Source organism: Sorangiineae bacterium MSr12523 (genome assembly GCA_037157775.1).
Lineage (GTDB): Bacteria > Myxococcota_A > Polyangia > Polyangiales > Polyangiaceae > Pendulispora > Pendulispora brunnea.
Window position 1 is genome coordinate 8,007,766 of the sequence record CP089982.1, and the last position, 26,011, is coordinate 8,033,776.

The 26,011-nt window shown below is 65.7% G+C and carries 20 protein-coding genes; 16 read left to right on the forward strand and 4 right to left on the reverse strand.

The window, feature by feature from the left end; genetic code table 11:
* The first annotated feature begins 41 nt into the window (after positions 1–41).
* The 4 genes from LZC95_31450 to LZC95_31465 are packed head-to-tail and all read left to right on the forward strand — an operon-like array spanning position 42 to position 3,337.
* The gene (locus tag LZC95_31450; GenBank protein WXA90958.1) at positions 42–1,355 is read left to right on the forward strand and encodes a hemolysin family protein; all 1,314 of its coding nucleotides are present in this window, start codon (positions 42–44) and stop codon (positions 1,353–1,355) included.
* Positions 1,356–1,392: 37 nt separating this feature from the next.
* A complete protein-coding gene (locus LZC95_31455; protein WXA90959.1) occupies positions 1,393–1,980 on the forward strand; it encodes a pyridoxamine 5'-phosphate oxidase family protein in 588 nt (195 codons plus the stop codon).
* 10 nt (positions 1,981–1,990) lie between these two features.
* Positions 1,991–2,842, forward strand: a complete 852-nt coding sequence (locus LZC95_31460) for a hypothetical protein (protein WXA90960.1) — start codon at positions 1,991–1,993, stop codon at positions 2,840–2,842.
* Between the two features lie 36 nt (positions 2,843–2,878).
* Positions 2,879–3,337 carry a hypothetical protein gene (locus LZC95_31465; protein ID WXA90961.1) on the forward strand — a complete coding sequence of 153 codons (459 nt, stop codon included), beginning with the start codon at positions 2,879–2,881 and terminating at the stop codon, positions 3,335–3,337.
* Here LZC95_31465 and LZC95_31470 read toward each other — a convergent pair.
* A complete protein-coding gene (locus tag LZC95_31470) occupies positions 3,315–4,346 on the reverse strand; it encodes a hypothetical protein (protein WXA90962.1) in 1,032 nt (343 codons plus the stop codon). The two genes, LZC95_31465 and LZC95_31470, sit on opposite strands and share 23 nt — an antisense overlap.
* Before the next feature lie 261 nt (positions 4,347–4,607).
* Here LZC95_31470 and LZC95_31475 point away from each other — a divergent pair, with 261 nt between their 5' ends.
* The 7 genes from LZC95_31475 (at position 4,608) to rpmB (ending at position 10,130) form a co-directional block, all read left to right on the forward strand.
* Positions 4,608–5,249, forward strand: a complete 642-nt coding sequence (locus LZC95_31475; protein WXA90963.1) for an aminodeoxychorismate/anthranilate synthase component II — start codon at positions 4,608–4,610, stop codon at positions 5,247–5,249.
* Positions 5,246–6,298, forward strand: coding sequence for an anthranilate phosphoribosyltransferase (trpD, locus tag LZC95_31480; GenBank protein ID WXA90964.1), 1,053 nt, complete (start codon positions 5,246–5,248; stop codon positions 6,296–6,298). The genes LZC95_31475 and trpD overlap by 4 nt, the downstream gene beginning before the upstream one ends.
* Entirely contained in the window at positions 6,295–7,077 is a 783-nt protein-coding gene (locus LZC95_31485) for an indole-3-glycerol phosphate synthase TrpC (GenBank protein ID WXA90965.1), read from the forward strand. Before trpD ends, LZC95_31485 begins: the two co-directional genes overlap by 4 nt.
* A gap of 2 nt (positions 7,078–7,079) precedes the next feature.
* Positions 7,080–7,961, forward strand: a complete 882-nt coding sequence (gene xerD, locus LZC95_31490) for a site-specific tyrosine recombinase XerD (GenBank protein WXA90966.1) — start codon at positions 7,080–7,082, stop codon at positions 7,959–7,961.
* Between the two features lie 54 nt (positions 7,962–8,015).
* Entirely contained in the window at positions 8,016–8,870 is an 855-nt protein-coding gene (locus LZC95_31495) for an N-formylglutamate amidohydrolase (GenBank protein WXA90967.1), read from the forward strand.
* A 12-nt stretch (positions 8,871–8,882) separates the two neighbouring features.
* A complete protein-coding gene (locus tag LZC95_31500; protein WXA90968.1) occupies positions 8,883–9,827 on the forward strand; it encodes a hypothetical protein in 945 nt (314 codons plus the stop codon).
* Positions 9,828–9,902: 75 nt separating this feature from the next.
* Positions 9,903–10,130 (forward strand): 50S ribosomal protein L28, encoded by a 228-nt coding sequence (gene rpmB, locus LZC95_31505; GenBank protein WXA90969.1) that lies wholly within the window; start codon positions 9,903–9,905, stop codon positions 10,128–10,130.
* Positions 10,131–10,228: 98 nt separating this feature from the next.
* Here rpmB and LZC95_31510 read toward each other — a convergent pair whose 3' ends face one another.
* Complete coding sequence (locus tag LZC95_31510; protein ID WXA90970.1) at positions 10,229–11,020, reverse strand: hypothetical protein; 792 nt, start codon at positions 11,018–11,020, stop codon at positions 10,229–10,231.
* 251 nt (positions 11,021–11,271) lie between these two features.
* On the opposite strand from LZC95_31510, the gene LZC95_31515 reads away from it, so the two are divergent.
* From LZC95_31515 to LZC95_31530, 4 genes are all read left to right on the forward strand, one after another.
* Positions 11,272–13,440 (forward strand): prolyl oligopeptidase family serine peptidase, encoded by a 2,169-nt coding sequence (locus LZC95_31515; GenBank protein WXA90971.1) that lies wholly within the window; start codon positions 11,272–11,274, stop codon positions 13,438–13,440.
* A gap of 173 nt (positions 13,441–13,613) precedes the next feature.
* Positions 13,614–13,787, forward strand: a complete 174-nt coding sequence (locus tag LZC95_31520) for a hypothetical protein (protein WXA90972.1) — start codon at positions 13,614–13,616, stop codon at positions 13,785–13,787.
* A 1,107-nt stretch (positions 13,788–14,894) separates the two neighbouring features.
* Complete coding sequence (locus LZC95_31525) at positions 14,895–20,582, forward strand: type I polyketide synthase (GenBank protein WXA90973.1); 5,688 nt, start codon at positions 14,895–14,897, stop codon at positions 20,580–20,582.
* Between the two features lie 19 nt (positions 20,583–20,601).
* Positions 20,602–21,882: a glycosyltransferase gene (locus LZC95_31530; GenBank protein WXA90974.1), complete on the forward strand. Its 1,281-nt coding sequence runs from the start codon at positions 20,602–20,604 to the stop codon at positions 21,880–21,882.
* On the opposite strand, the gene LZC95_31535 is transcribed toward LZC95_31530, so the two are convergent.
* Positions 21,879–23,243 carry a hypothetical protein gene (locus LZC95_31535; GenBank protein WXA90975.1) on the reverse strand — a complete coding sequence of 455 codons (1,365 nt, stop codon included), beginning with the start codon at positions 23,241–23,243 and terminating at the stop codon, positions 21,879–21,881. The genes LZC95_31530 and LZC95_31535 overlap by 4 nt on opposite strands.
* Before the next feature lie 119 nt (positions 23,244–23,362).
* Here LZC95_31535 and LZC95_31540 point away from each other — a divergent pair, with 119 nt between their 5' ends.
* The gene (locus LZC95_31540) at positions 23,363–25,009 is read left to right on the forward strand and encodes a carboxylesterase family protein (protein ID WXA90976.1); all 1,647 of its coding nucleotides are present in this window, start codon (positions 23,363–23,365) and stop codon (positions 25,007–25,009) included.
* A 4-nt stretch (positions 25,010–25,013) separates the two neighbouring features.
* On the opposite strand, the gene LZC95_31545 is transcribed toward LZC95_31540, so the two are convergent.
* Positions 25,014–26,009, reverse strand: coding sequence for a hypothetical protein (locus LZC95_31545; GenBank protein ID WXA90977.1), 996 nt, complete (start codon positions 26,007–26,009; stop codon positions 25,014–25,016).
* Between the last annotated feature and the right edge of the window lie 2 nt (positions 26,010–26,011).

Here is a 26,011-nt window from a genome sequence, read left to right on the forward strand (position 1 = left end):
GGGTAAGCGGTGGGTTCGTTTTCGTGTAGGATAGCTCTGGAATGATCAATCCAGGACAATCCGTTACCTGGATCATCGCGGGGGTCGTCTCATCGGCCGTCGGGTCGTTGTTCGCGGCCGGCGATGGCGCGCTGGTGACCATTCCCGCCGCGCACCTGCAGTCGCTCACCGAACAAAAGGGCATCGTGGGCGATGCCTTCCGCCGTTTCACGCTGGATCGCCATCGCATCCTGTCGCGGTGGCTCGTCGGCCGCATCATCTCCATCAGCATCGCGGCGGTGCTCTACAGCCGCGTGGCCGAAGGCATTTTCACGGGCACCATCGGCGCCTCCCCGGCACTCGAGACGTTGGCCGCGGTTCTATGTGCGGTGCTCACCTACGGCACCCTCACCGCGGGCCTTCTCAACGCCGCGCGTCGTCGCCCGGAGGTCCTCGGTTCCCTGGCGCTTCGCTTTCTGCGCCCGTTCGAGTGGCTCGTCTTCCCGCTGGCCGATCCGCTGGCCGCCTTCGGGCGCTTCATCGGCAGCCGCTTCGAAAAGCGAAGCGAAATGGATGCCCGCCGCGCCGAGACGGAGGTGCAGTGGGTCGTCATGGAAGGCGAGCGCACGGGCGCCATCGCCAACGAGCCGGCGGAGATGATCCGCAACGTGCTCGAGTTCAAAGACCTCACCGCACGCGAAATCATGGTCCCGCGGCGGCGCATTTCCGCCATCGAGGCCTCCACGTCGCTCGAGCGCGTGCTTGCGCTGGTCGCCGCCGACGGCCACTCGCGCTACCCGGTTTACCGTGAGACGCTCGACAACGTGGTGGGGCTTCTCTACGCGAAGGATCTCTTCGCCGTCGTCAAAGAGAAGAAGGTGCACACCACGCGGCTCGCCGACATCGCCCGCTCGCCGGTGCTTTACGTCGTGGAGACGCAGTCGATTCTGAGCATGCTGCGCGAGATGCGCGCGCGCCGCCTGCACATGGCCATCGTCAGCGACGAATTCGGCGGCACCTCGGGGTTGGTCACGCTCGAGGACATCATCGAAGAAATCGTGGGCGAGATTCACGACGAGTACGACACCGAGGTGCAGATCCAAGAGCTGGGCGAGGGACGCTTGGTCGCGGATGCCGCCGTTCCCCTGGCGGATCTGTCCGCGCGTCTGGGGCGCGCCATCCCGGCCGATGGCGAATTCGAATCGCTCGGAGGGCTCATCGTCCACCGCGCGGGGCGCGTGCCCGAGGTGGGGGCCACCCTCACCGTCGATGGATTGAAGCTCATCGTGCGCGAGGCCGACAAGACGCGCGTCGTGAAGGTCGAAATCGTTCCCGTGGACGGCGCCGCACGCCCCGCCGCGGCCGCGCCTTCTTGATCCTTTTTGAGTGAGAAAGCGCCCTACAATCCGGGGCATGGGAAAGCTTTACGATGGCATCGACGAGCGGCTGTCGCAGTTCATCGCGGCGCAGAAAATGTACTTCGTGGCCACGGCGCCACTCGCGGGCGACGGCCTTTTGAATCTGTCCCCCAAGGGGCTCGACAGCTTTCGCATCCTCGGCCCGAAAACGGTGGCGTACCAGGACCTCGTGGGCAGCGGCATCGAGACTGTTGCGCATCTGCGCGAGAATGGCCGCATCGTCATCTTGTTCTGTGCCTTCGAGGGGCCGCCGAAAATCGTGAGGCTCCACGGCCGCGGCGAAGCCTTCGAGCCGGGCGATGCCGAATACGACACGCTCGCGCCATCCTTTCCCGAGCGGTGGAACATGCGCGCCATCATCCGCATCCAGGTCGAGCGCATTTCCGACTCGTGCGGCTACGGCGTGCCGCTCTACCATTTCGAGGGGGAGCGCACGCAACTCGACGACTGGGCCGACCGAAAAGGGCCCGAGGGCATTACCCGCTACAAGGTCGAGAAGAACTCCAAGAGCCTCGACGGCCTTCCGGGATTGCTCCGGCCCGGCGAAGCAGGAGAAGGAAGGAGTACGCGTTCTCGGCCGTAAGACGCTGAAAATGAGCAACATCGCCGTACGGGCCGCGCTTCCTTTTCTGGCTTCGGGTTCTCTCCTCCTCGCACTGGCCGGCTGCGGTCACGCCGAGCATCCCGTGTCGGCCACCCCTCCGTCCTGGCTGGACGGGCGCGCCGACGAAACCGCGCGCGCAGCGTCGTCCTCCAAAGCCGGTCAGCGCGCCGGCGACACGTTGCGAGGGCACGCGCTCGAGGAGGACGGCCGGCAAGAATGGACGGTCAACCTCGATGACCAGCATTGCTACGTGTTCGGCGGCGTCGGCGAGACCTCCGTGCAGAAGTTCGCGCTCTACATCTGGGATCCGCACGGCAAGCGCCAGAACAGCGAGCGCTCGGGCACCGCAACGGCGGTCATGGAATACTGCCCGAAGGAGCCCGGCCCCCATCGTCTGCAGGGCAAGGTCGGCGAAGGCTATGGGCACTTCGCGGTGGCCATCTATGCCACCGGCGGGTTGGCCAAGCCGCCGCCTCCCGCCAGCATGGAAAAGCTGATCGAGCAGCAGGCCTCGTCGGCCGCCCCCGGCGCCGTACGCACCCACGAGTACTTCGAGGGCAGCCCCAACGCCGACAGAACGGATTGGTTCGCCACCCTGGAGGCAGGCCACTGCTATTGGTTCATCGGCGCGGGGGAAACCGGCCAGGTGAAAAAACTTTCGATGTACTTGTGGGACTCCCGCGACAAGCGCGTCACGCAGACCTTCGCCGAGGGCAACACCGCCATGGTCGGGCACTGCCCCGCGGCATCGGGCATGTTCCGCTTCCAAGCCAAGGTCGAAAGCGGCAGCGGCCGATACAAGGTCGGCGTCTTCGACAAGGCTGGCGGAACCTCACCCTGAGGAACCGGTCTCGCGGTAGTTTGCCTGCGCATCGGCATGCAACATCGCCTTCCCTTTCGTGAACCACCTCGCGCGATTCGTCTTCACCGGCCCGCGGGTGCGACAAACGCGACAAACGCGACGGCCGCGCCGCCGCGCGTCCCGTTCGGGCTTGCCGCGTGGAGCGATGATCCGGGCGCGCCCGTGTTGGCCATCGAGCTTGGCCCGCTCGCGGGCAGCGCATTTCTCGATCTCACGTCGCAAATCGCGGCGACACTGCCCGATCCGGCGTCGATGCCCGCCGGCACGTGCGTCGTGATCCTCGGCGAGGCACCGGCGCCCGCGGGCCTGGTCGCGCGGCTTCTGCAAAGCTTGCGGCGCACCGAATCGGTCCCGCGCACGGCGCGTGCGTCGGCGCTGCTTGCGCGCGGCTACACACGGATCGGCGCTGCCCGCGATGAAGCGAGCGCGCACGATCTCGTGTGGGGATTCGTTACTTCTGCACCTTCGTCGTGAGGCCGGCGATGAGCTGGTCGGCCCGCTCGATGAGGCCGGGCTTGGACTCGACCACCATCTCGATCGTACCGGTGCTCTTGTCGCCTTTGATGTCGCGGATCGCGTTCTGAAGCTGGGCGCCGAGCTGCGCGGCCTGCGTCGAAAGCTCGCTGCGGCACACCTTCTCGAACGACTTGGGCACCACGTAGACCGCGGCCGGGCTGCGCGACACGTCGCCGCCCTTGTATGCACCGAGCTTGGTCGGCGAGTCGGTCAGCGGATTGGTGAAGTTGAACTCACCCGGCAAGGTCGTGCTGCCCTGCGACAGCGTGATCGGCGCGGTGAGCTGCGCGAGGATCGCCGAGTTGTTGTTCGCCGGATCCTTGTCGATGACCACCACTTGGTTGATCACCACCTGGCCCGGCGGCGCCTTGAATTGCTCGTTGAGCGGCTTCTCGAGCTTCGTCAAAAGCCCGAGGAGTGCCTGCTTGCGGTCCTTGAGCGATTGCACCGAGGTCACGAACTCGAGCAGCTGCGCCGTGACGTCTTGGGGAAACGCGCTGAAGCGAACGCCCGCCAGCTTGCCGCCGTCGAAGTCGACGTTGATGCCGCCGAGGTCCTTCGCGAGCGTCGAGGGGAATTGCCGATCTTTCACGAGCGAGGAGCGCCCCGCCTCGAGCTTTTCGGCCATCTGTTGAAGCTTGTTCTTCGCGTCCCCCAAGTCGGCCGCGAGCTGCGTCGCATCCTCATGGCTCTTCGAGCGGCTTTCGCTGCTGGCAGCGACCTTGCCGACACCGTAGCCAATGACGAGCGCCACGACGGCGGCGGCGCCGGCGATGAACAGACCTTGTTTGCGTGCGCCGGTGCGCGCCTGCTGAACCGTCGCCTCGTCCACCTCGATGCGGGTGGGCTGAGGGGGTTGCGGCGCCCGGTACGGAGCAGCCACGGCGGCAAGCGGATTCGACGGATCGACGGCAAACGGCGTCGAAGCCCCCACATCGATGCCGGGCATCGGCGGCGGCGGCATCACCGGCGGGGGGGTTTCGTGAGAAACGGGGACCGGAACGGGGATCGCAGCGCCGGCAGAGGGATTCGCACCCGCCGATGCCTTTCCAAGTCGCGCCTTCAGATCAATCTTAGGCTTTCTTTCTTCGGCCATCGGGCTCCTGCATTCGGGCAGAGACTTTGCGAGAAGGTACGTGCCCTCCGCCTCGAATGTCAACGCAAGTGCTCAGTTTCTCGGTGCGCGCACACTTTACACGACGCGCCCACGCGTGCACCTTGTGCTCCGATGGTTTCCACGCCTGCCGGGCCAGTGCGCGTTCTCGTGATCGACAACTACGACTCGTTCACCTTCAACCTGGTGCAGTACCTGGGCGAGCTCGGGGCCGAGACGCGCGTGGTGAAAAACGACGAAATCACTGCAGATGAGGCTCTCCGCTCCGGCTCCGATGGGCTGCTTCTCTCGCCCGGCCCCTGCACGCCGAACGAGGCCGGCATCTGCCTCGATGTGGTCGCCAAACTCAAGGCTGCCGAAAAGCCTGAGTCGAATATTCCGCTGCTCGGCGTGTGCCTGGGACACCAGACCATCGGCCAAGCCTTCGGCGGCCGTGTCGTCTCGGCCGAGCGGCTCATGCACGGTAAGACCTCGCCCATCGAACACGATGGCCGCGGCGTCTTCACCGGCCTGCCCTCTCCGTTCGAGGCCACGCGCTACCATTCGCTCATCGTGGAGCGAGCATCGCTTCCAAGTACGCTCGAAGTTTCCGCGTGGACACGCGAAGGGGAAATCATGGGGCTTCGTCACCGCACCTTGGCGATCGAGGGCGTGCAGTTTCATCCGGAGAGCATCCTCACCAAGGAAGGTAAAAAGCTCGTGGCCAATTGGCTGGCCAGCCTCGGCCCCTCTCGATCGATGCAGGGCGCAGCGTGAGCGACTCTCCCTCCTTGATTCGCTTCGCCGACGTCCTCCCGAAACTCGCCGCCCGCGACATCGATTCAAGGCTCGTGCGGGCCGCATTCGATGCGATTTTGCAAGGCGCCTGGACGCCCACGCAGGTCGGCGCCTTCGCGGTAGCGCTGCGCCTCGCGGGTGAAACCTCCGAGATGATCGTGGCCGCCACCGAGGCGCTGCGCGCGACGATGACCGCGGTCGACGTGGCGGACGACGAGCCGGTGGTCGACACGTGCGGTACGGGCGGCGATGGCGCGCAGACGCTGAATCTGTCGACGGCAGCCGCCATCGTCGCCGCGGCCGCGGGCCTGCGGGTGGCGAAACATGGAAACCGCTCGGTCTCGAGCCGCTGCGGCAGCGCCGATGTGCTGGAGGCGCTCGGCGTCCCCACCGACGTGCCCCCGGAGCTCCAGGTCGAGGTGCTGCGGGAGGTGGGCATCGCGTTCCTCTTCGCACCGGCGCACCATCCGGCGCTCAAGCATGCTGCCCAGGCGCGGCGAGAACTGGGCGTGCGCACCATCTTCAACGTCATCGGTCCGCTGGCGAATCCGGCGCGCGCCACGCACCAACTCGTCGGCGTGTACGACGACGCCCTGCGGCCGATCATGGCGCGGGCACTCTCCCGCATCGGCCTGCGCGCCGCATGGGTCGTGCGCAGCGAGGACGGTCTCGACGAGATCAGCCCGTCGGCCTCCACCTACGTGACGGAGCTTTCGCCCGACGGCACCATTACCGAGCGCATCGTGGTGCCGGAAGACTTCGGCTTCGAGCGGCAGAAGCCCGAGGCCTTCGCGGGCTCCACCGCCGAGGAAAACGCGCGCGCGATCTCCACGATTTTGCGCGGCGAACCGCACCCGGCCACGGACGCCGTCATCCTCAACGCCGCGGCCGCCCTCATGGTCGCCGAGACCGCCACCGATCCACGCGAAGCCGCCGAACGTGCGCGCGAGGCCATCGCTTCGGGTAAAACGGTGTCTCTCCTTGCCGCATGGCAAAGGGCTACGACACGACGCCGGAGGTCCGAATGATCCTCGACAAGATCGTCAGTTCGAAACGGGCAGAGATTGCGGCACTGAAGGCGCCGTCGGCGACGGCATCGGGTCGCCACATCGACGTGGCGGGCCTCTTGAAGCGCAGATCCGGCGAACCATTGCGGATCCTCACCGAGTTCAAACGAAAGAGTCCCAGCGCCGGCGAGCTGTCGCGCACCCTGTCCTTGGCGGAGCGCGTGACCGCCTACGCGAAGGCGGGCGCGAGCCTCGTGAGCGTGCTTTGCGATGGCCCCTTCTTCGGCGGCTCGTACGACGACGTCGCCGAGGCGCGCGCGGTGCTCGATCGAGCTGGGCGCCCGGTTCCGATCCTCGCCAAGGAGTTCATCCTCGATGAGGTGCAGTTGCAGATTGCACGCTCCAAGGGCGCCGATGCCGCGCTGCTCATCGTGCGAATTTTGCAGCCCGGGGAAGTGGTAAGCCTGGCGAAGGCTGCGCGCGAATACGGCCTCGAGCCGCTCGTCGAAGTGGCCAACGAAGAGGAGCTCGCGATCGCGCTGCGGACGGACGCGCGCCTCATCGGCGTGAACGCACGCGATCTGGACACGTTGCGCATGGATCCCGAGCGCGCGGCGAAGATCGTCGCATCCATCCCGGACGATCGCGTTGCCGTTCATCTTTCGGGCCTCAAGACGGAGGACGACGTCCGCGCGCTCTCCAAAGGTCGCGCGGAGGCTGCCCTGGTCGGTGAAATTCTGATGCGTCAAGACGATCCGACGGATCTCCTCACGCGATTCGTGGCGGCAGCACGCGAGTAGCCGTGGACCTCCACGGCTGGATCGATGTCTATTTGAATCACCTGCGCGTCGAACGCGCGCTGGCCAAAAACTCGCTCGAGGCGTACGCGCGCGATTTGAACCGCCTCGCGGGGCACCTGCGCACCGACGATGTGAAGAACATCGTCGCCTCGGACATCGCCGAGCTGCTCGCGGACAATGTCCGCACCGGCTTCGGCGCACGTTCCAGCGCGCGCCAGCTCTCCGCCCTTCGCGGTTTTTTCCGCTTCCTCGTGCGCGAGCGCGCCATCACTGCGGACGTGACCGCGCTCATCGATCGGCCGAAGCTCGGTCGCAAGCTGCCCCGCGTCCTCTCCTTCGAGGACGTGGAGCGGCTGCTCGCCGCGCCCAATCGCACGAAGCCGCGCGGCGTGCGAGATGCCGCCATGATTCACTTGATGTACGCGTCCGGCCTTCGCGTGAGCGAGCTTTGCTCCCTCAAGTTGGCCGATCTCGACATGCAACGCGGCATCGTCAGCGCCTACGGCAAAGGCGGAAAGCGGCGCATGGTGCCCGTGGGCGAAGTCGCCCTCGAGCACCTGAAGATCTACCTGGAGCGCGTGCGCGGGCTTCATGCGCGACCTGAAACGCGCGTGCTCTTCGTCTCCCCGCGCGGCGGACCGCTCACTCGTCAGGGCTTCTGGAAGCTTCTGAAGCGCTATGCGGTGGCGGCCGGCATTACGGTGCCGCTTTCGCCGCACAAGCTTCGCCACTCGTTCGCGACACACCTTCTGCACGGTGGCGCGGATCTTCGCGCGGTGCAGGCCATGTTGGGCCATGCTGACCTCGGCACGACCGAAATCTACACACGCGTCGCACAGGATCACGTTCGGCGGGCCCATACGCGTGCGCATCCGCGTGCATAAACATGCGAGCGAGCTCGCGCAGAGCGCGAATTCACGCTAGCGTTGAACGCTGTCGTGCAGAACGGAAAGCGGCTCTTTTCACTCATCGAGCCCGAGCGTCGCGAGAGCGCCGTCGTCGTGGAGGTTCCCCACGCCGGCTTGGACGTACCGGCTACCTACCTCTCCAACCTCACCGCGCCCGCGCGGTCCATCGCGCAGGATGCAGATCTCTACGTCGATGAGCTTTACGCGGATGCGCCGCTCGAGGGGGCCACGCTGTTGGTCGCCCACACCTCGCGCTACGTCCTCGATTTGAACCGCGGCGAGGACGATTGGGATCGCGAGGCCGTCTCCGCGCCCGCAACGGCCCGCAGTTCCGTGCCGCATGGCTCGTCGCGCATGCCGCGAGGACTCGTGTGGCGCCTCACGACCGACGGCCTGCCCGCACTCGCGCGCCCGCTCACGTTGGCGGAACTCGACGAACGCGTCGATCGCATTCACCGCCCTTACCACCGTGCCCTCTGGTCCGTGCTGGAACGCAAGCGCGAGAAGTTCGGCTATGCCGTCTTGCTCGCGGCTCATTCGATGCCGAGCAATGCGCGCACACTCAACGGGGAAGCAGGTGCGCCTCGAGCCGACATTGTCCCCGGCACCCAGGGCCGAACCACCTCTGCTCCCGTCTTCATCGAATGCGTGGATGCACACGCCCGCGCGTTCGGCTACACCGTACGACACGATGACCCGTATCGTGGCGGATTTTCCGCACGGCACTATGGTCAACCGCACCGCGGACTTCACGCCGTGCAGGTCGAGCTGGCGCGCCGGCTTTACATGGATGAGAGGACCTGTGCGCGAAACGGAGGCTTCGATGCGATGCGCTCGTGGTGTCGAAGCCTGGTGGCCAAGCTCGTTCAAACGGCGCTACGCTAGGGGTTTAGGCTGATGGACTCGTTGCCTCCGCTCACGCCTCCTCCACCAATGTCGACGTCCTCGCTTCCACCAGAGGTACGGCCCATCACCATCGCACCGCGCGCGCTCATCAAGCCGCCGGTGCTGGCCTCCGACATTCTGCGGGAGGAAGTGGCGCCCATGGCGCCGGCGCAGCGTGCCATGCGCATTTGGCTCCTGGGCTTCGCGCTGGCGTTTGCGGCGGTGGGCGTGGCCTCGCGGCTGGGGTTCGGCCCGTCGTCGCTCAACGTCTTGACCGGTTCCTTGGCCACCGCCGCCGTCGCGCTCCTGGCCACGTTCCTGCCGGCGCCGTATGCGGCGCGCGCATCGCTCGCGATTGTCGCGGGCGTGGTGCCGCTCGGACTGGGCGCCATGGGGGAAGGTCCCCTTGCCGCGTTGGGCTTCGAGGGAGGGCTTCGCGGCACCGCGGGGCTGGTGCTGATCACCCTGCTGCCGGGCTCCCTGCTCTTCCGCGCGCGCTACCGCGCCTTTCGCGTGGCGCGCATCATCCTTGCGCTCACGATTTTGCTCTCGGTGCCGGCACTCGTCAGCATCGGCATGGGCGCGCTGGATGGGGCCACGCCGCTGCTTCTGCGCATCGCCAACGGCGCCGCGCTCCTTGCCTCCCTGACGGCCTTCTGCGGCTTCATGGGCGAGGAGACGACGGGCGGCTGCGGGGGATGGGCCTTGCTCGTCATCTTCGCCCAGGCGGCCCGTCTGGGGCTCCACACGCTGGGCAAAGGCAGCGAGCTGTACGGACACTGGGGCTTCGTCGTGGGCGCCATTGGCGTCTTTGCCGCGGGCGTGTTGGTCGCCTTCGCGATTTTTCAGCTTCTCGCCGTCGCGTTCGCCCGCCAGGCCCGCAAGGTCGACGTCCACCGCATCGTGGGCCCCGGTGCCGAAGATCGGCCGCCGCTCACGTCGATGACCTCCGAATAAACCCGCCTTTCGTTCGAGGCTGGGCCGTCTGGGCTTGACAAGCGGCGGTTTTTTCGCCAGGTTGCGCCCCTCGCCATGGCTAAAAGTGATATTACAGGCAAGCGCAAGCTCAAGGCGCAAAACGTCTCGCACTCGAACATCAAGACGAAGCGCTGGCAGAACCTCAACATTCAGACCCGCCGCCTTTGGGTTCCCGAGCTGAAGAAGTTCGTGACGCTGAACGTGACGACGCGTGACCTGCGCACGATCGACAAGATCGGCGTCACCGAGTACGCGAAGCAGCACGGCGCCAAGCTCGCCTGAAGCGACACGCCTCGGTTTCTCGAGGCGAGGCGGTAAAAAGAAGTAAGCCTCGAAAAGCAGGCCTTCGCCCCGTGCGAAGGCCGTTTGCTTTGGTGGGCTCAAACTGCGGCGGCCGCGGGCGGTTCGCCCGGGCACGCCGCACGGCGCTCGAGCACTTCCCACTCGGCGGCCGACAAGTGCTGCCAGGACCATAGCGAGCGCGCCGGCGTGGCCGCGTAATGGTCGAGGAACTCGTCGAGCTCCGCCACGGGCGCGTGCGCCTTGCCGAGGTAGTCCACCATGCAGCCAATCGGGCAGCGCGGCGGGCCGTCGGCCAGCTTGGACCAGTTGGAATCCGCGCGCGCGGCGAAGCGCGCGAAGGGCTGCTTGGCGAGCATCCAGTAGCACTGGTCCATCCGCGCATCGAGGACGGAGCCAAACTCCGTCCACGGCCACCCCGGGTGCGCGGAAACGATGGGCCACGGGGCATCGGCGAGGTACGTATCCGGCCCCACGGTTGCGCGAAGGCGCGAGGCGAAGTCACGCGCGGTGGCGCGCCAATCGTGCGCCACGACTTGTCCCGTGTCGTCGTGCCGGCTTTCCCACTCGATTTCCGCGTCGCAGATCAAGTGGCGCACGCCTTGGTTTTGCACCAGATCGCGCACGAGCGCGATTTGCGCGAGCGTGGTGCTCGGCAGCGAGTACCACCAGGCCGCGCACTCGATTCCTTCCGCGCGAAACGCGTCGACGAGCTTGCGCGTCACCTGCCCATTGCTGCGCGACTCCCCCGCCTTCACGGCGACCCAGGAGATGCCGCACCGTTTGGCCTTCGCGATGATGTCCGGAATTTTACCCCGCTCGCACGCCGCGAGCTGCCATATCCAAATACCGAGCCCTGATAGCGAATCCATGACGCAGGCGACGCAAGGCACGCGCCATGCGCGATTCTCCCTGAATTTCGAACGAAGGGGCGGTCGCCGTGTTGCACGTTGCAACATGCAACGGATGCATCTGCAACGCGCGCTTGGGCGATCTTGCGAAATCGCACGCGATACGCAAATAAACCCGTATCGAATGCCAATTTTATATCAACATCACAAATACGATATTGGCACGTGGTGCACCTTGATGAATTTCGATTGGCAAGCCTATAGCCCTGCCTATGTCGATCATCGAATGGCAGCACACCCGATCGTGCATCGTGCTCCTCGCCGTCGTCGGCGCCGCCGGATGCAACAGCGAAAGTGACAATCCCTCCAGCGGCTCGAACGACGCTTATCCCGCGAGCCGGCGTGAAAACGTGGCCGACTCCCACTGGGGCGTTCGAGTCGCGGATCCCTATCGATGGCTGGAAGATGCCGCCAATCCCGAGGTGCAATCGTGGATGGCCGCGCAAGATGGCTATGCGCGCCAAAGGCTCGCGGCCATTCCGAACCGAGAGGCCTGGCTCGAGCGCCTGCGCCCCCTTTATCGGGCGGACTCCAGCAAAGCGCCGGTCAAACGGCAAGATCGCTATTTCTGGACCCGGCACCACGCCGACCGCGACAAGGAAGTCGTGTATTGGAAAGTTGGGAAAGACGGCGCCGAGAAGGTGCTGTTCGATCCCAATACCTGGAGCAGCGACGGCTCGACGGGGCTGGGCGTGTGGGCGCCGAGCTGGGATGGCAAGTTCGTGGCGTACGACGTGCACGAGAACAACCGCGACGACGCGGAGTTGCACGTTCTCGATGTAAACAGCGGCAAGGAAACCGGCGAAGTGATCCCAGGTACCAAGTACAATTGGTACGGCGCGGCATGGACACCTGACAACACGGGGTTCTATTACATCTGGGCACCGCCCATCGGCGGAGACGTCACCGGCCCCACGCGGTCCGGTTTCGCAGAAGTCCGATTTCATCGGCTCGGCACCGGCCCCGCGAAGGATCCGATCGTTCTCCCGGCGACGCACGATTCCGAGGCGTTCGTCTCCGTCGATCTGTCGCGCGATGGCCGCTGGCTCGTCGCCACCGTGGTTCACGGTTCCGCAGGCGACGTCGTCGATGTGTCCATTCAGGATCGCACGGCGGCAACGCCGGCGTGGACCCCCGTCGTGGACTCGAAGAGCGTGCGGGCCCTGTTCAGCGTGCAAGTCTGGAACGACACCATGTACATGTTGACCAACCTCGATGCGCCCCACTTTCGCGTCGTGCAGGTCGATCCGAAGCACCCCGAGCAAGCGAACTGGAAGGAGATCGTGCCGGAAGATGCCGAGGCAACGATTTCCACGCTCGACGTTCTCGGCGGGCACCTGGTGCTAAATTCGATGCGCAAGGCCACGACCGAGCTCACCGTCCGCAACCTCGATGGCACGTTCGTTCGCAACATCCCCTTGCCGGATCGGGGCTCGTCCGACGTCATCGTGGGCGAGCCCGACGACGACACGGCCTATTTCAATTTCTATTCGTTCACCACCCCCGAGATCCAATTCGAAACATCCATTTCCCAAGGCACGGTTCGCGAATATTCGCGGGACACGACGCCCTTCGATGCCTCGGCGTACGTCACCGATCAAGTCACGTACTCGTCCAAGGATGGCACGCCGGTCACGATGTTCGTCGTCCACCGCAAGGACGTAACACCCAATGGGAAAAACCCGACCATCCTCTATGGCTACGGCGGCTTCAACGTCAACATGACGCCATGGTTCTCTGCGTCCACCGCCGCCTGGCTGGCGTCGGGCGGAGTGTATGCGCTCCCCAACCTCCGGGGCGGCGGCGAGTATGGGGAAGCGTGGCATCGAGCCGGCATGCTCCTGCAGAAACAGAATGTCTTCGACGACTTCATTGCCGCCGCGCATTGGCTCGTCGACAACCAATGGACGAACTCCAGCCAGCTCGCCATTCGCGGAGGCTCGAACGGAGGGCTGCTGGTGGGCGCAGCCATGACCCAGGCGCCCGAGCTTTTCGACGCCGTCATCTGCGAGGTGCCGCTGCTCGACATGACGCGCTATCACTTGTTCGGGGCGAGCCGGCCGTGGATTCCAGAGTATGGCTCGGTGGATGACGAGCAGCAATTCAAAGCCATCTACGCGTACTCACCGTACCATCACGTCGAACGACGCGATTACCCGGCGCTGCTGATGCTCACGTCCGACAGCGACGACCGCGTCGACCCGCTTCATGCGCGCAAGTTCATCGCCCAGGTGCAATGGGCCAACACATCGAAGGCGCCGGCCTGGCTCCGAATCGAGAAGAACGCAGGTCACGGCGGAGCGGACTCGGTGCAGCAATCGATCGACGAGGCGGCCGACATCTTTCAATTCCTGTCCGCGCAATTCGCCGATCCCCAGTGAGCGAGCCGACGGGCTGCTCACTCCAGTGTTCACCCGAACGATGGAGTGAACGATCGCGAGCGGCTCCACGTCGGATTCGAGCGAGATTTCCGCGGTGATGCGCGTGGCCTCCTTTCTGCACAACGAGGCTTCCACACGGCGCAAAGACGCCATCACCCGCAGGGAGATCCACCATGAACCAGAACGAAACCATCGAGACGAAGCACTTCATCGACCTCGGCGACGAGCAGCTCGCCGAAACCTCGGGCGCCGGCCGGGCATACGACTATGGCCGTACCGCGGGGGCTGCCATCAAGCACCCGTTCCGCGCCGGCTTCGATTTCATCCGCGGGTTCCTCGACGGGTGACTCTCGGCGTGCATCCCCGACGTGACTCGGAGCGAGACGAAACGTCTCCTCCGAGTTTCGTCATTTTTGTCGATGCGCTGCGAACATCCGCTGATGTCATAAGTATCCTTTCAGCGCATATTCGCAATCGAGCCAAAAAGACGACGCAACCAATGTTCGTCTTTGGACGAATCCCAATCATCGAGTCACTATTCACGGTGACCGTACGGCAACAGAATCGTGCAGTCCGCGAGACAATCGCCGAGCGGTCGCCATTCGCGCCATATTCGAAATAGTGGGAATAAGTTGGCGCGCTCATCTGGAGTGAATCACCCATTCCCACCCTGCAGCACACCGCGGTTTTCCTGCGCTTGCAGATACAAGTGGGACAATGGCAGACAACCCCTCGGACGGTGGGGCATCCTCGCATCGCTAAGCGAATGATCTGTAAAATACTTTTCGCAAATGACGCTTGCCGTCACACGCTTGGGGTGTTACGTGCGATAAGAGTCTCCCATCGTTCCAGCCCCGGCCGGAATGGGTGGGAAAGTTTTCCCCTATCCCTGTTGGTGTCAGCGTGGAAGTCGGTCGGGCATCCCGGCGGGCATCTCGCAGTCGCGACGCTCTCCTCGTTGTCGTTGCGGCACCCATAGCGGGAAGACTTGGTTACAGATGGGTTCGATGTGTCGTAAACATCCGCTGCAGCGGTGTGTTTGCGTTGGGGCGTAGTTTCATATTGACGTTGCGACAAATCATCGATCGACATCGAGACCCGAGCCATTTCGATGCCGTGAAGCGACTACCGGTACCAACTTTTATTGAAGTTTTAATTATGAATTGATTCTCGATTCTCGATGATTTGGAAACAACGATCCGTCTCCTGCATATTTTTCTGAGCAAGGAGTTTCCGACATGGCGAACACGTCTGAGTCCGTTATCCCTCGGAGGAACGACTCTGCAGGCAGTCACGACGTCACTGGGCCCGCGGCGGCCTTGACGGCGCCGGCCTCGGGGCTTCGCGCTCCCCGAGCCTTCAGTCCAGAGCGAGAACGCGGCTGGCCTAGTGGATTGCGCCGACGTTTGGCGGGTGTGTCGGAAGTGGAGCGGACGAGCATTTTGTTGGAGCTCGTGTCGCATCACACCGCCGCCGTCGTGGGGCACGGTGCTTCGCACACCATCGATGCCCAAGCCCAATGGCGGCAATTGGGTATTTATCAAAAATTTGCAAACGAGCTGCGTGATCGCCTGTCGGAGGCCATGGGCCTGCGCCTCCCGGCCACGTCGTTCTTCGATTATCCGACGCCCGCCACCCTGGTGGAGTACCTCGAGGCCGAACTCCTCGGAAAACGCGCCGCCGCAGATGTGGTGGCACCCGAGCGCTCGGCTTTGGACGACGATCCGATCGCGATCGTCGGCATGGCCTGCCGTTATCCGGGAGGCATCCGCTCGCCAGAGGATCTCTGGAAGCTGGTGATCGAAGAGCGCGACGCCATTTCCGAGCTTCCGGAAAATCGTGGATGGGACATCGAAGGTATTTTCGACCCCGAGCCCGGGCGTCCCGGAAAGACGTATACCCGCGAGGGCGGATTTCTTCACGATGTCGATCAATTCGATCCTGCGTTTTTCGGAATCAGCCCGCGTGAGGCGACCGCGCTCGATCCGCAACAGCGCGTGCTGCTCGACACCTCGTGGGAGGCGATCGAGCGAGCCGGGATTGATCCGGCGTCGCTGCGCGGCAGCCGCGCTGGCGTCTTCGTCGGTATCGCGTATCAGGATTACGGACCGAACTGGCACGAGCCGCCGAAGGACTTCAACGGCCATCTCCTGCTGGGCAGCCTAACGAGCGCGGCCTCTGGTCGCATCGCGTATACGCTGGGGCTCGAAGGACCGGCCCTCACCGTCGATACCGCGTGCTCGTCGTCGCTCGTCGCACTCCACTTGGCGTGCCACGCGCTTCGTCGAGGTGAGTGCTCACTTGCGCTGACGGGCGGCGCCACGGTCATGGCCACGCCGGGCGTCTTTCTGGAGTTCAGCGCAAAGCGCGGTCTCTCCAAGAATGGACGATGCAAGTCCTTCTCCGCCGACGCCGACGGCACCGGTTGGGGCGAAGGTGCAGGCATGCTCCTTCTCGAGCGGTTGTCCGACGCGCGCCGCAATGGCCACCGCGTCCACGCCATCGTCCGCGGCACGGCGCTCAATCAGGACGGCGCGAGCAACGGCCTCACGGCGCCGAACGGCCCCGCGCAAAAGCGTGTGATCCGTCAGGCGCTGGCCAATGCGGGCCTCGGCCCCGCGGAGGTCGATGCCGTCGATGCGCATGGCACGGGAACCGCGTTGGGCGATCCGATCGAGGCGCAAGCGCTGCTGGCCACCTACGGGCAGGAGCGTCCCGCGGACAAGCCGCTGATGCTGGGCTCGTTCAAATCGAACATCGGCCACACGCAGGCCGCGGCGGCCGTGGGCAGCGTCATCAAGATGGTCATGGCCATGGAGCACGGTGTGCTCCCCAAGACGCTCAACGTGAGCGCACCGTCACCGCACATCGATTGGTCAGCGGGCGCCGTCTCGCTGCTCACCGAGGCGCGACCGTGGCACCGCGACGGGCATCCGCGTCGGTGCGGCATCTCCGCGTTCGGCGTGAGTGGTACCAATGGGCACGTCATCCTGGAAGAAGCTCCGGGCGCGCACATTCGCACCCCCGTGCTGAACGACGAGGGCGACGAGATCACCGCCGAGCACGAGATCGATACCGTACCGCCGGCGTCGGGCATTGCGGATTGCGAGCCGTGGGCGATGCCGCTGCTTCCCTGCGTGGTGTCGGGCAAGGTTGCTCCGGCGCTGCGAGCGCAGGCAGAGAAGCTTCGCGCAACCTGGGACGCGCACCCCGAGTGGGACGTCACCGACGTGGGTTACTCGCTGACCGCGCGCTCGCATTTCAAGCACCGCGCGGTGCTCTTTGCGGGCGATCGCGAGTCGGCCCTGCGCTCCCTCGAGGTGCTGTCCAGTGAAGGCACGGCCCCGAACCTCGTGCAAGGTTCGGTGCAGCCGGGCGGCAAGCTCGCATTCCTCTTCACGGGCCAGGGCAGCCAGCGCTTGGGCATGGGGCGCGCGCTCTACGACGTGTTCCCGCCCTTCGCGATTGCCTTCGACGCCGCGTGCTCCCAATTGAGCGAGCACTTGGGCCGCTCGCTGCGCGATATCATCTTCGCCGAGGAAGGCTCGGAAGAAGCCGCGCTGCTCGACCAGACCATGTACACGCAGACCGCGCTGTTCGCGGTCGAAGTCGCGCTGTTCCGTTTGATGGAGGCCTGGGGCATCACGCCGGACTTCCTCATCGGGCACTCGATTGGCGAGCTGACCGCGGCGCACGTCGCCGGCGTGCTCTCGCTGGAAGACGCATGCGCCCTGGTCGCCGCGCGCGGCCGGTTGATGCAGGCGTGCCGCCCCGGCGGCGCGATGGTCGCCATACAGGGCAACGAGGACGAGGTCGCGGCCTCCCTCGCGGGGCTCGAGGGCAAGGTCGACATCGCGACGGTCAACGGTCCGCTCTCCACGGTCATCGCAGGCGACGAGCAAGCCGCCATGGCCATTGCGGAGAAGTGGCAAGCGCAAGGCCGCAAGGTGAAGCGCCTCCGCGTCAGCCACGCGTTCCACTCCCCGCACATGGAGGACATGCTCGAGGAGTTCCGCCGCGTCGCGGAAAGCGCCACCTTTGCTCCGCCGTCGATCCCCATCGTGTCCAACGTGACCGGGGAGCTCGGCTCGGCCATGGAGCTCGGCTCGGCCGATTACTGGGTGCGGCACGTTCGCCACGCCGTGCGCTTCTTCGATGGAATGCGCAGCCTTCAGACGAAGGGCGTCACCACGTTCTTCGAGCTGGGTCCCGACGCCGTCCTCACGGCCATGGGCCAGGGGTGCCTCTCCGAAGAGCACGCCGAGCGCGCCATGTTCGTGCCGGCGCTGCGCGCACGCCGCAACGAGGTGGAGACGCTCACCAATGCCGTCGCCCAGCTTTACGTGCGCGGGGTCGACGTCAATTGGAGGGCCGCGTTCACCGGACGCGATGCCCGCCGGGTGGACCTGCCGACCTACGCCTTCCAGCAGCAGCGCTACTGGCTCGACGCGCCGAACTTGAGCGCCGACGGCCCGCGCTCGCAGACCGCGTCGTCCGACGGATGGCGCTACCGCGTGGCCTGGAAGCAGACGGCCGATGCAATCCGCACGCTCGCGGGCACCTGGCTGGTGTTCGCACCGCAGACGCAGGAGCAGGGTGACTTCGGGCTTCTCGCTTGGCTCACGTCGGGCCTCGCGGGACGCGGCGGGCGCGTGCGCCTCATTGCCCTCGAGGGCGACGTCGACCAAGCGCGCATCGAGGCGGAGCTCGAGAAGGTGCTCACGTCCGACATCAGCGTGGGCGGCGTACTCTCGCTGTTCGCCCTCGATGAATCGCCGCACACGCAGCACGGCGCCATCTCGCGCGGCGTCGCGCACACCGTGGCGCTGGCCCAAGGCTGGGCTGCGAAAGGCGTGGACGCTCCCCTCTGGTGCCTCACGCAAGGCGCCGTGTCGGTGGGCGAGACGGATTCCTTGCGCAACCCGGGCCAGGCGATGATCTGGGGCATGGGCCGCGCCCTCGGCCTCGAGCAACCGAAGCGCTGGGGCGGCATGATCGACCTCCCCGCCCTGCTCGACGAGCGCGCGCTGCGCGATCTCTGCGGCGCGCTCTCCAGCCGTGACGGCGAAGATCAATGCGCGGTGCGCAGCGGCGGCGTGTTCGTTCGCCGCCTCGTCCCCGCCGAGGGCACGAGCGCAGGTCTGCGGGCATGGAAGCCGCGCGGCACGACGCTCATCACCGGCGGTACGGGTGCCATCGGCGCGCATGCCGCGCGCTGGCTGGCCAAGAACGGCGCAGAGCACCTGCTCTTGGTGAGCCGCCGCGGCGTGGAAGCACCGGGCGCGGCGGAGCTCATGGCGGAACTCGCGGCGCTCGGCGCGCGCGTGACCATCTCGGCATGCGACGTCGCCAATCGAAACAGCGTGGCAAGCCTGCTGGCATCGCTGGAAAACGAGCCGCCGCTCACCGCGGTGGTGCACGCCGCGGGAGTGGCCGGCCGCTTTGCGAACCTCGACGGGGTCGGCCTCGACGAATTCGCGAGCGTGGTCTCGGGCAAGGTCGCCGGCGCCATTCACCTGGATGCACTCCTCTGTGATCATCCGCTCGACGCCTTCGTCATGATGTCCTCCATCGCGGGCATCTGGGGAAGCGGCGGGCAGACTGCCTACAGCGCGGGCAACGCCTTCCTCGATGCGCTGGCAGAAAATCGCCGCGCACGCGGCCTCGCGGGCTCCACCGTCGCGTGGGGTCCCTGGGCCGAAGAAGGCATGGCGGCCGACGCGGCCATCAAAGAGCACCTGGAGCGCTGCGGCCTCGTGCCGATGGGCGCGAAGCTCGCCACCGAGGCTCTGTGGCAAGCGGTCGCACGCGGCGAGACGACGACCACCGTCGTCAACGTCGATTGGGATCGCTTCGTCCCGACCTTCAGCGCGGGCCGCAAGAGCCGCCTGTTCGACGACATGCCCGGATCGCAGCCCACCGAATCGGCGGCGGCCTCCGAGCAAGCGTCCGCAGGCTGGCAGCAGCGCATTCGGGCGCTGCCCGCAGGCGAGCAAGATGCCGCCATCCTCGAACTGGTGCGCACGCAAGCGGCCGCGATCCTCGGCTACAGCTCGCCCGGTGACGTGGATCCCGATGCGCGCTTCCTCGACCTCGGGTTCGACTCGCTCGCATCCGTCGACCTGCGCAAGCGCCTCTCGAACGCCACGGGCCTGCGCCTGCCGGCCACGGTCGTCTTCGATCATCCGACGGCGAACAGCCTCACCGCGTGCCTCAAGAACGAGATCGCGCAGCAAGGCGACGCGGCACCGGAGAGCGTGGGACCGTCGTCCATGCCCATGTCGCAGCGGTCTCCGTCGTCGCAGCGCGATCCCGGGATGGGAGCGATTCGCTTCCTCTACCGCGACGCGGCCGACCGCGGAATGCTCGACGCGGGCTTCGATCTCCTCAAGGCCGCAGCCAAGCTCCGCCCGCTCTTCAGTGAGCCCGAGCAGCTCGGGAAGATCCTCGACCCGATCCAGCTCGCCGAAGGCCCGGCGAAGCCGACCCTGGTCTGCTTCCCGCCCTTCGTCGCCCCGAGCGGCCCGCACAACTACGCGCGCCTGGCGCTGCACTTCGAGGGTCTGCTCGACGTGCGTGCCTTCTCCCTGCCCGGCTTCGGTGATGGCGATCCCCTCCCCGGCTCGAGCGACTTGATCATCGACATGCTCGCCGAGTCCATCGCGCGCAACCTCGGCGATCGGCCGGTGGCGCTCGTGGGTTACTCCTCCGGCGGGTGGTTCGCGCACGGCGTGGCCGAGCGGCTCGAGCAGATGGGCGTCAATCCGCGCGCCGTCGTTCTCCTCGATTCGCTGTCCCTCAAGGGCGAGCGCTGGGGCAAGGTTCGCGCACCGCTGCGCAACATGGCCATCAACGAGCGCGCCTTCGGATTGGTCACCGACGATCAGCTCACCGGAATGGCCCATTACATGGTCATCTTCGAGGGCTGGAAGCCGCAACCGATCAAGACCCCGATCGTCGTCGTCCGCGCCCGTGACTGCATCCCCGAGTGGGAAGGCGATCGCCTCACCGACGACTTCTGGCGCGGCTCGTGGGACATGCCCCACGAAATCCTGGAAGTGCCCGGCGATCACTTCACCATCGTGAACGAAAACGCCAATACGACGGCCCTGGCGATTCACGAATGGTTCTCACAGGGGTGAAAATCGTTATTATCACGGTATGAAAATCGTCATCATCACGGTCGGCTCGCTCGGTGACACGGCACCGTTCATCGGGCTAGGCGCCAGGCTCCGCGCGGCAGGCCACGACGTGGCCGTCGCCGCGCAGGCGTCCTTCGAAGGGCCGATTCGTGATGCTGGCCTGGAGTTCCGCAAAATGCCCGGTGACATCCGGGCCGATCTCGCCTCGGAAATGGGGCAAAAGCTGCACAAGGCCAGCTCGTGGCTCAAAGCCTTTCCGGCGACGCTCTGGCTCGCCGAAAAGATCCTTTCCGAGCTGGCCGAGGGCATCGTAGCCGCAGCCGAAGGCGCGGAATTGCTCATCGTTCACCGCATTGCACTGATGCACGGGCATCTGGTGGCCAATGCGATGAAGGTTCCTTGTTTGGTATTGGAGCTTTTCCCCAGCGGACTCGCACCAACCGGGGAATTCTTGCCCGCGGGCTTCGGCCCCACGTCCCTCGGGGGTTGGGGCAATCGCGCGGTCTATCAATTGATGCGTGCGAGCGCGGGCAAATCCAAAAAGTACATTGCGTCGCTCGAAGAGTTCCAAACGAAGTTTGGATTGCCGCGCGTCGATCCCGCAACGCTTTACGAGCGCATGGATAGCGAGCAGTGGCCGATTTACCATGCCTTCAGCCCCTCGGTGGTGCCCCGCCCCGCGGATTGGCGCGAAGGCCTGGAGGTCATTGGCTACTTCTGGCCGGTGCGCCCGAGGCAATGGGAACCTCCGGCGCAGATCGTCGACTTCCTTGGCTCCGGTCCGCCGCCGGTGTTCATCGGATTTGGAAGCTTGGTCCCGGACGAGGCGGGACGGCTTTCCGAATTGGTCACCAAGGCGGTGCGACAGGCCAAGGTACGCGCCATCGTGCAAGCGGGATGGGGCAATCTGCAAGCGAATGGCGGCGATGACATACTTGCCATTGGCAGCGTGCCGCACGATTGGCTCTTTCCCAAGATGGCGGCGGTGGTGCACGCAGCAGGCGCCGGGGTCACCGCGGCGGGCCTCCGCGCAGGCGTGCCCGCCATTCCCGTACCGGCGATGAACGATCAGCCCTTCTGGGCCGATCGCCTGGTGAAGCTCGGGGTCAGCCCGGGAGCGATCCGCTTTCAGAAGCTTTCCGCCGAGCGCCTGGCGTTCTTCATCGGGCAAGCCATCACGCAGCCGACGCACCGCAGTGCGGCCCTTTCACTGGCGGAGCGAATTCGCACCGAGGACGGCGCCGGCCGCATCGTGCAAGTGGTCAGCGCCATCGACGATGGCCGTGTTACCGCTGCTTAGCCGAGAGGTATGACTGAACGCAGCTTCCCCCCGGGCGACAGCTCCGGCGGCTCCGTGCCACGCTCGACGACCACGTGAGAGAGCTCGTGCTCTTCGAGCATGCGCGAGAGCTTTTCGTGCACTTCGTGCCAAACTTTGTCGGGATCGTTGCCGGGGCGCAGCTGCAGGCGCACGCGCAAGATGCTCGGTGCCGTTTGGATGATTTGAAAAAGCTCGACCCCCGGCGCCAATTCGACTTGTAAGCTCAGTGGAAACGAGGAAAGCGTTACTTCACGCCCCGCGGCGGTCTGAAAATTCATCAAAATAGGAACGCGCCCGCGCACGCGAATGGCCATGAACGGACTTCCGCATTCGCAGGGATCGGGCCGCACGAGCACGCTATCGCCCACGTCGTAGCGCATGATGGGCTGTTCGCGCCGATAGAGCACGGTTACCAGCACGGTATGCGACTTTTCACCCGGCGGCGTCGGTCGATAATCGGCATTCACCGGCTCGAAGACCATCCAATCGTCGTGCGTGTGGTACCAGCCGTGCGCGCATTTCACCATCAACGCGGGGAATTCGTTGGCGCCATACAAATCTAGAATCTTCGCTCCGAAGGCCTTGCGAATGCGCTCGTACTCGGCATCGGTCAAACCTTCGCCACCGAGGCGCAAAACCGCCGGTTTGATGCGGAGCCGGCCCGCCTCTTGTTCGGTCGCGAGAAGCGCACCGATGGTGGGATAGCATTCGATGTAGGCCGGATTGAACGCGTTGAGCTGCTCCACGAGCTGGGGCATCGGCGTGGTAACGGGGAAAATGCGCTTGTCCACGCCGCGGCTCGCGTCGCGTTGCTGGACGGCAACGACATGGCTCGCGAAATGCCCACCCGTGGGCACGAGCATCGCCGTGCGCCAGCGCGCCGCGAGAAGCTTCACCACCGTCCACGGCGAGAGCACGTGCGACATGCCGCGCGTGGCCACGGTGAACGCGATTCGCCGCGTATCTTCCGACATGACGAAAAATGCGCGGCGCCCCGTCGTGCCCGAGCTCGTGGTAACCGTGTACTTACCGAAAAGACGCTCGCCCACGAGGGATGGATCATCGGCGTGTGCGCGTACACGCTCGAGGGTGAGCTCCGGATCGGTGACCCAATCGTCGAATCGATCCATGAGCTTTTGCTTGGTGGTCACCGGCAAAAGTGTCACATCGTCGACGCCCTCGGGAAGATGTCGATAGAGCTCACCGTAATATCGCGAATGGGCTCGCACGTAAGCGATCTGTTCGGCGAGGCGCGCTCGCTGGCGCTGCACGATTCCTTGTTTGCCTTCCTTCTGCGCCTTACGGGCATCGCGGAAAACTGCGAGTGCGGTATCGCTCATGGTCTCCTCATTCGAGGTTATCGAGAGAGTCTTCTCGCCCTATACTTCACACGCGAGGACGAATGAACACTTACCATTCCTGTATCCCAAATAGGCGACGTTTTTCCATACTGCTCTCGATGGCGAGTTTGTTCATCGGCGGGTGCTCCGCGGCATCCGCGCCCGATGCACGGGAGGGAGAGAATGCCGCCACGCTCACCAGCGCGGTCGATGGGGCAGATGCAACGGGAACGGTCGTGCAGCTCGACTCGGGTCCCATCCTGGGCGTGGTGAAGGACGGCTATCGCACGTTTCTCGGGGTTCCGTACGCCGCGCCGCCGGTAGGTGCGCTCCGTTGGCGATCGCCCCAGGCGGTCACGCCGTGGTCCGAGGTGCGCGATGCCACGAAGTTCGGAAACTCCTGTGCACAAGACGGGAGCCTCACCCACACGCCGCCCTCGGGCAGCGAAGATTGCTTGTACCTGAATGTAACCACGCCCTGGCAAGCCGCCTCCGCGGCATCGGCGTTCGCACCGCCCAAGCCCGTCCTGGTGTTCTTGCACGGCGGGGCATTCCTGCGCGGCAGCGGCAGCATCTACGATACGTCGCCTCTCGCCATTCGCGGCGATGCGGTGGTCATCACGCTCAATTTCCGACTCGGTGTTTTCGGCCACCTGGCCCACCCGAATTTGTCGGAGGGCGGCAACTTCGGCATCGAGGATCAACTCGCGGCCTTGAAGTGGGTACGGCGCAACGCGCGCGCCTTCGGCGGCGATCCGAACAACGTCACATTGATCGGCCAGTCGTCCGGCGCGCATGCGGCAGCGGCCTTGCTCACCGCACCGTCGGCCGGAGGCCTGTTCCATCGGGCCATCTTGGAAAGCGGCACCGGCACATGGGATTGGCCCGACGCGGGGCTCTTTCCCGATCGCACCGCCGGCTCGATCTTCGTGGACAAGGCCGAGGCGGAGCGCCTTGGCACCTCTTTGGCAACGCAACGCGGCTGTACGAACCCCACCAACCCTGCCAGCGCCATCGATTGCCTGCGGGCCATCGGGGCGAACGACCTGATGACGCCCGCCCCCGGCTGGCGCTACGCCCAGCCCGTGCATGGCACGCGCTTCTTGCCGCTCCACCCCGGCGATGCGATGAAGAAAGGCCTCGTGCACCGCATCCCCGTCCTGTCGGGCACGAACCTCGATGAGGGGCGCGGCTTCAGCGCGTTCTTCTTCGAGGGGGTGCCGATGAGTGCCGAGCGCTACCACGAGCGGGTCACGCTCTCTTACGGGGAGGCCGCCGCCGCGGTGGAGGCGAAATATCCGGCCAGCGCCTACCCCACCCCGGCCATGGCCTGGTCCCAGATCATGACGGACCGGATCATCGTATGCCCCTCCGTTCGAGCCCACCGCTGGCTCGGCGCCGCGACCAGGGCATATGCCTACGAGTTCTCGGATCGCAACGCCCCGCTGGTGCTGCCGCTGCCTCCGGACGTGCAGCGCGGCGCGCTCCATTCGTCGGAGGTGCCGTATTTGATGAATCTCCTCGGATTCAATCCGAACTTCACCGCGGATCAAAAGGCTTTATCCGATCAGATGATCGGATATTGGACGCGATTCGCCAAAACCGGTAATCCGAATGGCGGCGGGTCCCCCGCGTGGGCTCCCGTTTGCGGCTCGGACACGACGCCGAACACGCAAGGACTCGACACCGGCGCCGGCGGCATTCACCCCGTCGACATCAGCGCCGAGCACCAGTGCGAATTTTGGGAGGGACTCACCGGCGAGTGATCGCCTAGATGGTCCGCGCGCTCGCGGGCGTTCGCAAGACGCCCGTCGGGCGCGATGCTTCGGGGGCAATGCTCTCGATGGGCATGCCCGAGAGAAACGTCTCCACGGCGGCCGAGAGCGCCGTTTCGCGGTTGCGGCCCGCGAATCCGATGGCTCCACCGAGCACGCCGTCGGCCGAAAGAAGCACGATGGGTGCGACGGCGCTGCGGGGTTCGCCCGGGCGCGCGCGAGGCTCTCCGCGGCGCACGGGCGCGGCGGTTCGAGGCGCGAGGACGCCCCACGTCGGAAGGTCGAGCCCCACGGTGCTGACCGCGTACGCCGCAATGGCGATGCGTCCGCGCGCGTCGGCGGCGGCCACGACGTGCGTCTCCGTCGAATCGCGATCGATGGAATCGTTGAGCGGCGCGTCGTACCACGGCACACGGGCAATCGCGCGCGTGGAGCGTTGCTCGACGTGGCACTCGCTCTCGGATGGACCGACGGTCGCGAAATCGTCCTTCGTCAAAAGGCCGCCGCCGATGCGGCCTGCGGCCTGAACGAGGTCGTCCAAGAAGTCCCCTTCGCCCAGGGCCAGCGCCCCGCGGCGGGCTACGCGCGACAGGAGCTCGCGGCGGCCGTCCGATTCATCTTTGGCGAGAGCCACCGCCGGCGCCACGACGCGCGCGAACGAGAGCTCCCCGGCGAGCGCATGCACGGCGGCGAGCGCCGCGGGCAGCACCGGCACGCCGACGTACGCCGCCTCCGGAATCGTATCCCGCGGCAAGAAGCCGCGCGGCCGCGGAGCCCCTGCACCCGGCTGGCGCGTGCGCCCATCGAAGGCGCGAAGCCCCGCGCCGCCGCCTCCCACGAGGAGCTGCACGGGCCCGAGCAAGGTGCTCGGTGAAAGCGCCGCGCCCGCGAACACGGCAGCGACGGCGAGGTCGATCGCGTTTCCCTTCGGCGCAAGTGACAGGACGGCATCGACGATTTTCGGCTGCGAAGCCGCGAGAGCGTAGTGCACCG

Excerpts from the sequence above, each read along its gene's own strand:
- LZC95_31450 (WXA90958.1), top strand. The coding sequence starts at position 42 with ATGATCAATCCAGGACAATCCGTTACCTGGATCATCGCGGGGGTCGTC.
- LZC95_31455 (WXA90959.1), top strand. The coding sequence starts at position 1,393 with ATGGGAAAGCTTTACGATGGCATCGACGAGCGGCTGTCGCAGTTCATC.
- LZC95_31460 (WXA90960.1), top strand. The coding sequence starts at position 1,991 with ATGAGCAACATCGCCGTACGGGCCGCGCTTCCTTTTCTGGCTTCGGGT.
- LZC95_31465 (WXA90961.1), top strand. The coding sequence starts at position 2,879 with ATGCAACATCGCCTTCCCTTTCGTGAACCACCTCGCGCGATTCGTCTT.
- LZC95_31475 (WXA90963.1), top strand. The coding sequence starts at position 4,608 with ATGGTTTCCACGCCTGCCGGGCCAGTGCGCGTTCTCGTGATCGACAAC.
- LZC95_31485 (WXA90965.1), top strand. The coding sequence starts at position 6,295 with ATGATCCTCGACAAGATCGTCAGTTCGAAACGGGCAGAGATTGCGGCA.
- LZC95_31500 (WXA90968.1), top strand. The coding sequence starts at position 8,883 with ATGGACTCGTTGCCTCCGCTCACGCCTCCTCCACCAATGTCGACGTCC.
- rpmB (WXA90969.1), top strand. The coding sequence starts at position 9,903 with ATGGCTAAAAGTGATATTACAGGCAAGCGCAAGCTCAAGGCGCAAAAC.
- LZC95_31510 (WXA90970.1), bottom strand. The coding sequence starts at position 11,020 with ATGGATTCGCTATCAGGGCTCGGTATTTGGATATGGCAGCTCGCGGCG.
- LZC95_31515 (WXA90971.1), top strand. The coding sequence starts at position 11,272 with ATGTCGATCATCGAATGGCAGCACACCCGATCGTGCATCGTGCTCCTC.
- LZC95_31520 (WXA90972.1), top strand. The coding sequence starts at position 13,614 with ATGAACCAGAACGAAACCATCGAGACGAAGCACTTCATCGACCTCGGC.
- LZC95_31530 (WXA90974.1), top strand. The coding sequence starts at position 20,602 with ATGAAAATCGTCATCATCACGGTCGGCTCGCTCGGTGACACGGCACCG.
- LZC95_31535 (WXA90975.1), bottom strand. The coding sequence starts at position 23,243 with ATGAGCGATACCGCACTCGCAGTTTTCCGCGATGCCCGTAAGGCGCAG.
- LZC95_31540 (WXA90976.1), top strand. The coding sequence starts at position 23,363 with ATGGCGAGTTTGTTCATCGGCGGGTGCTCCGCGGCATCCGCGCCCGAT.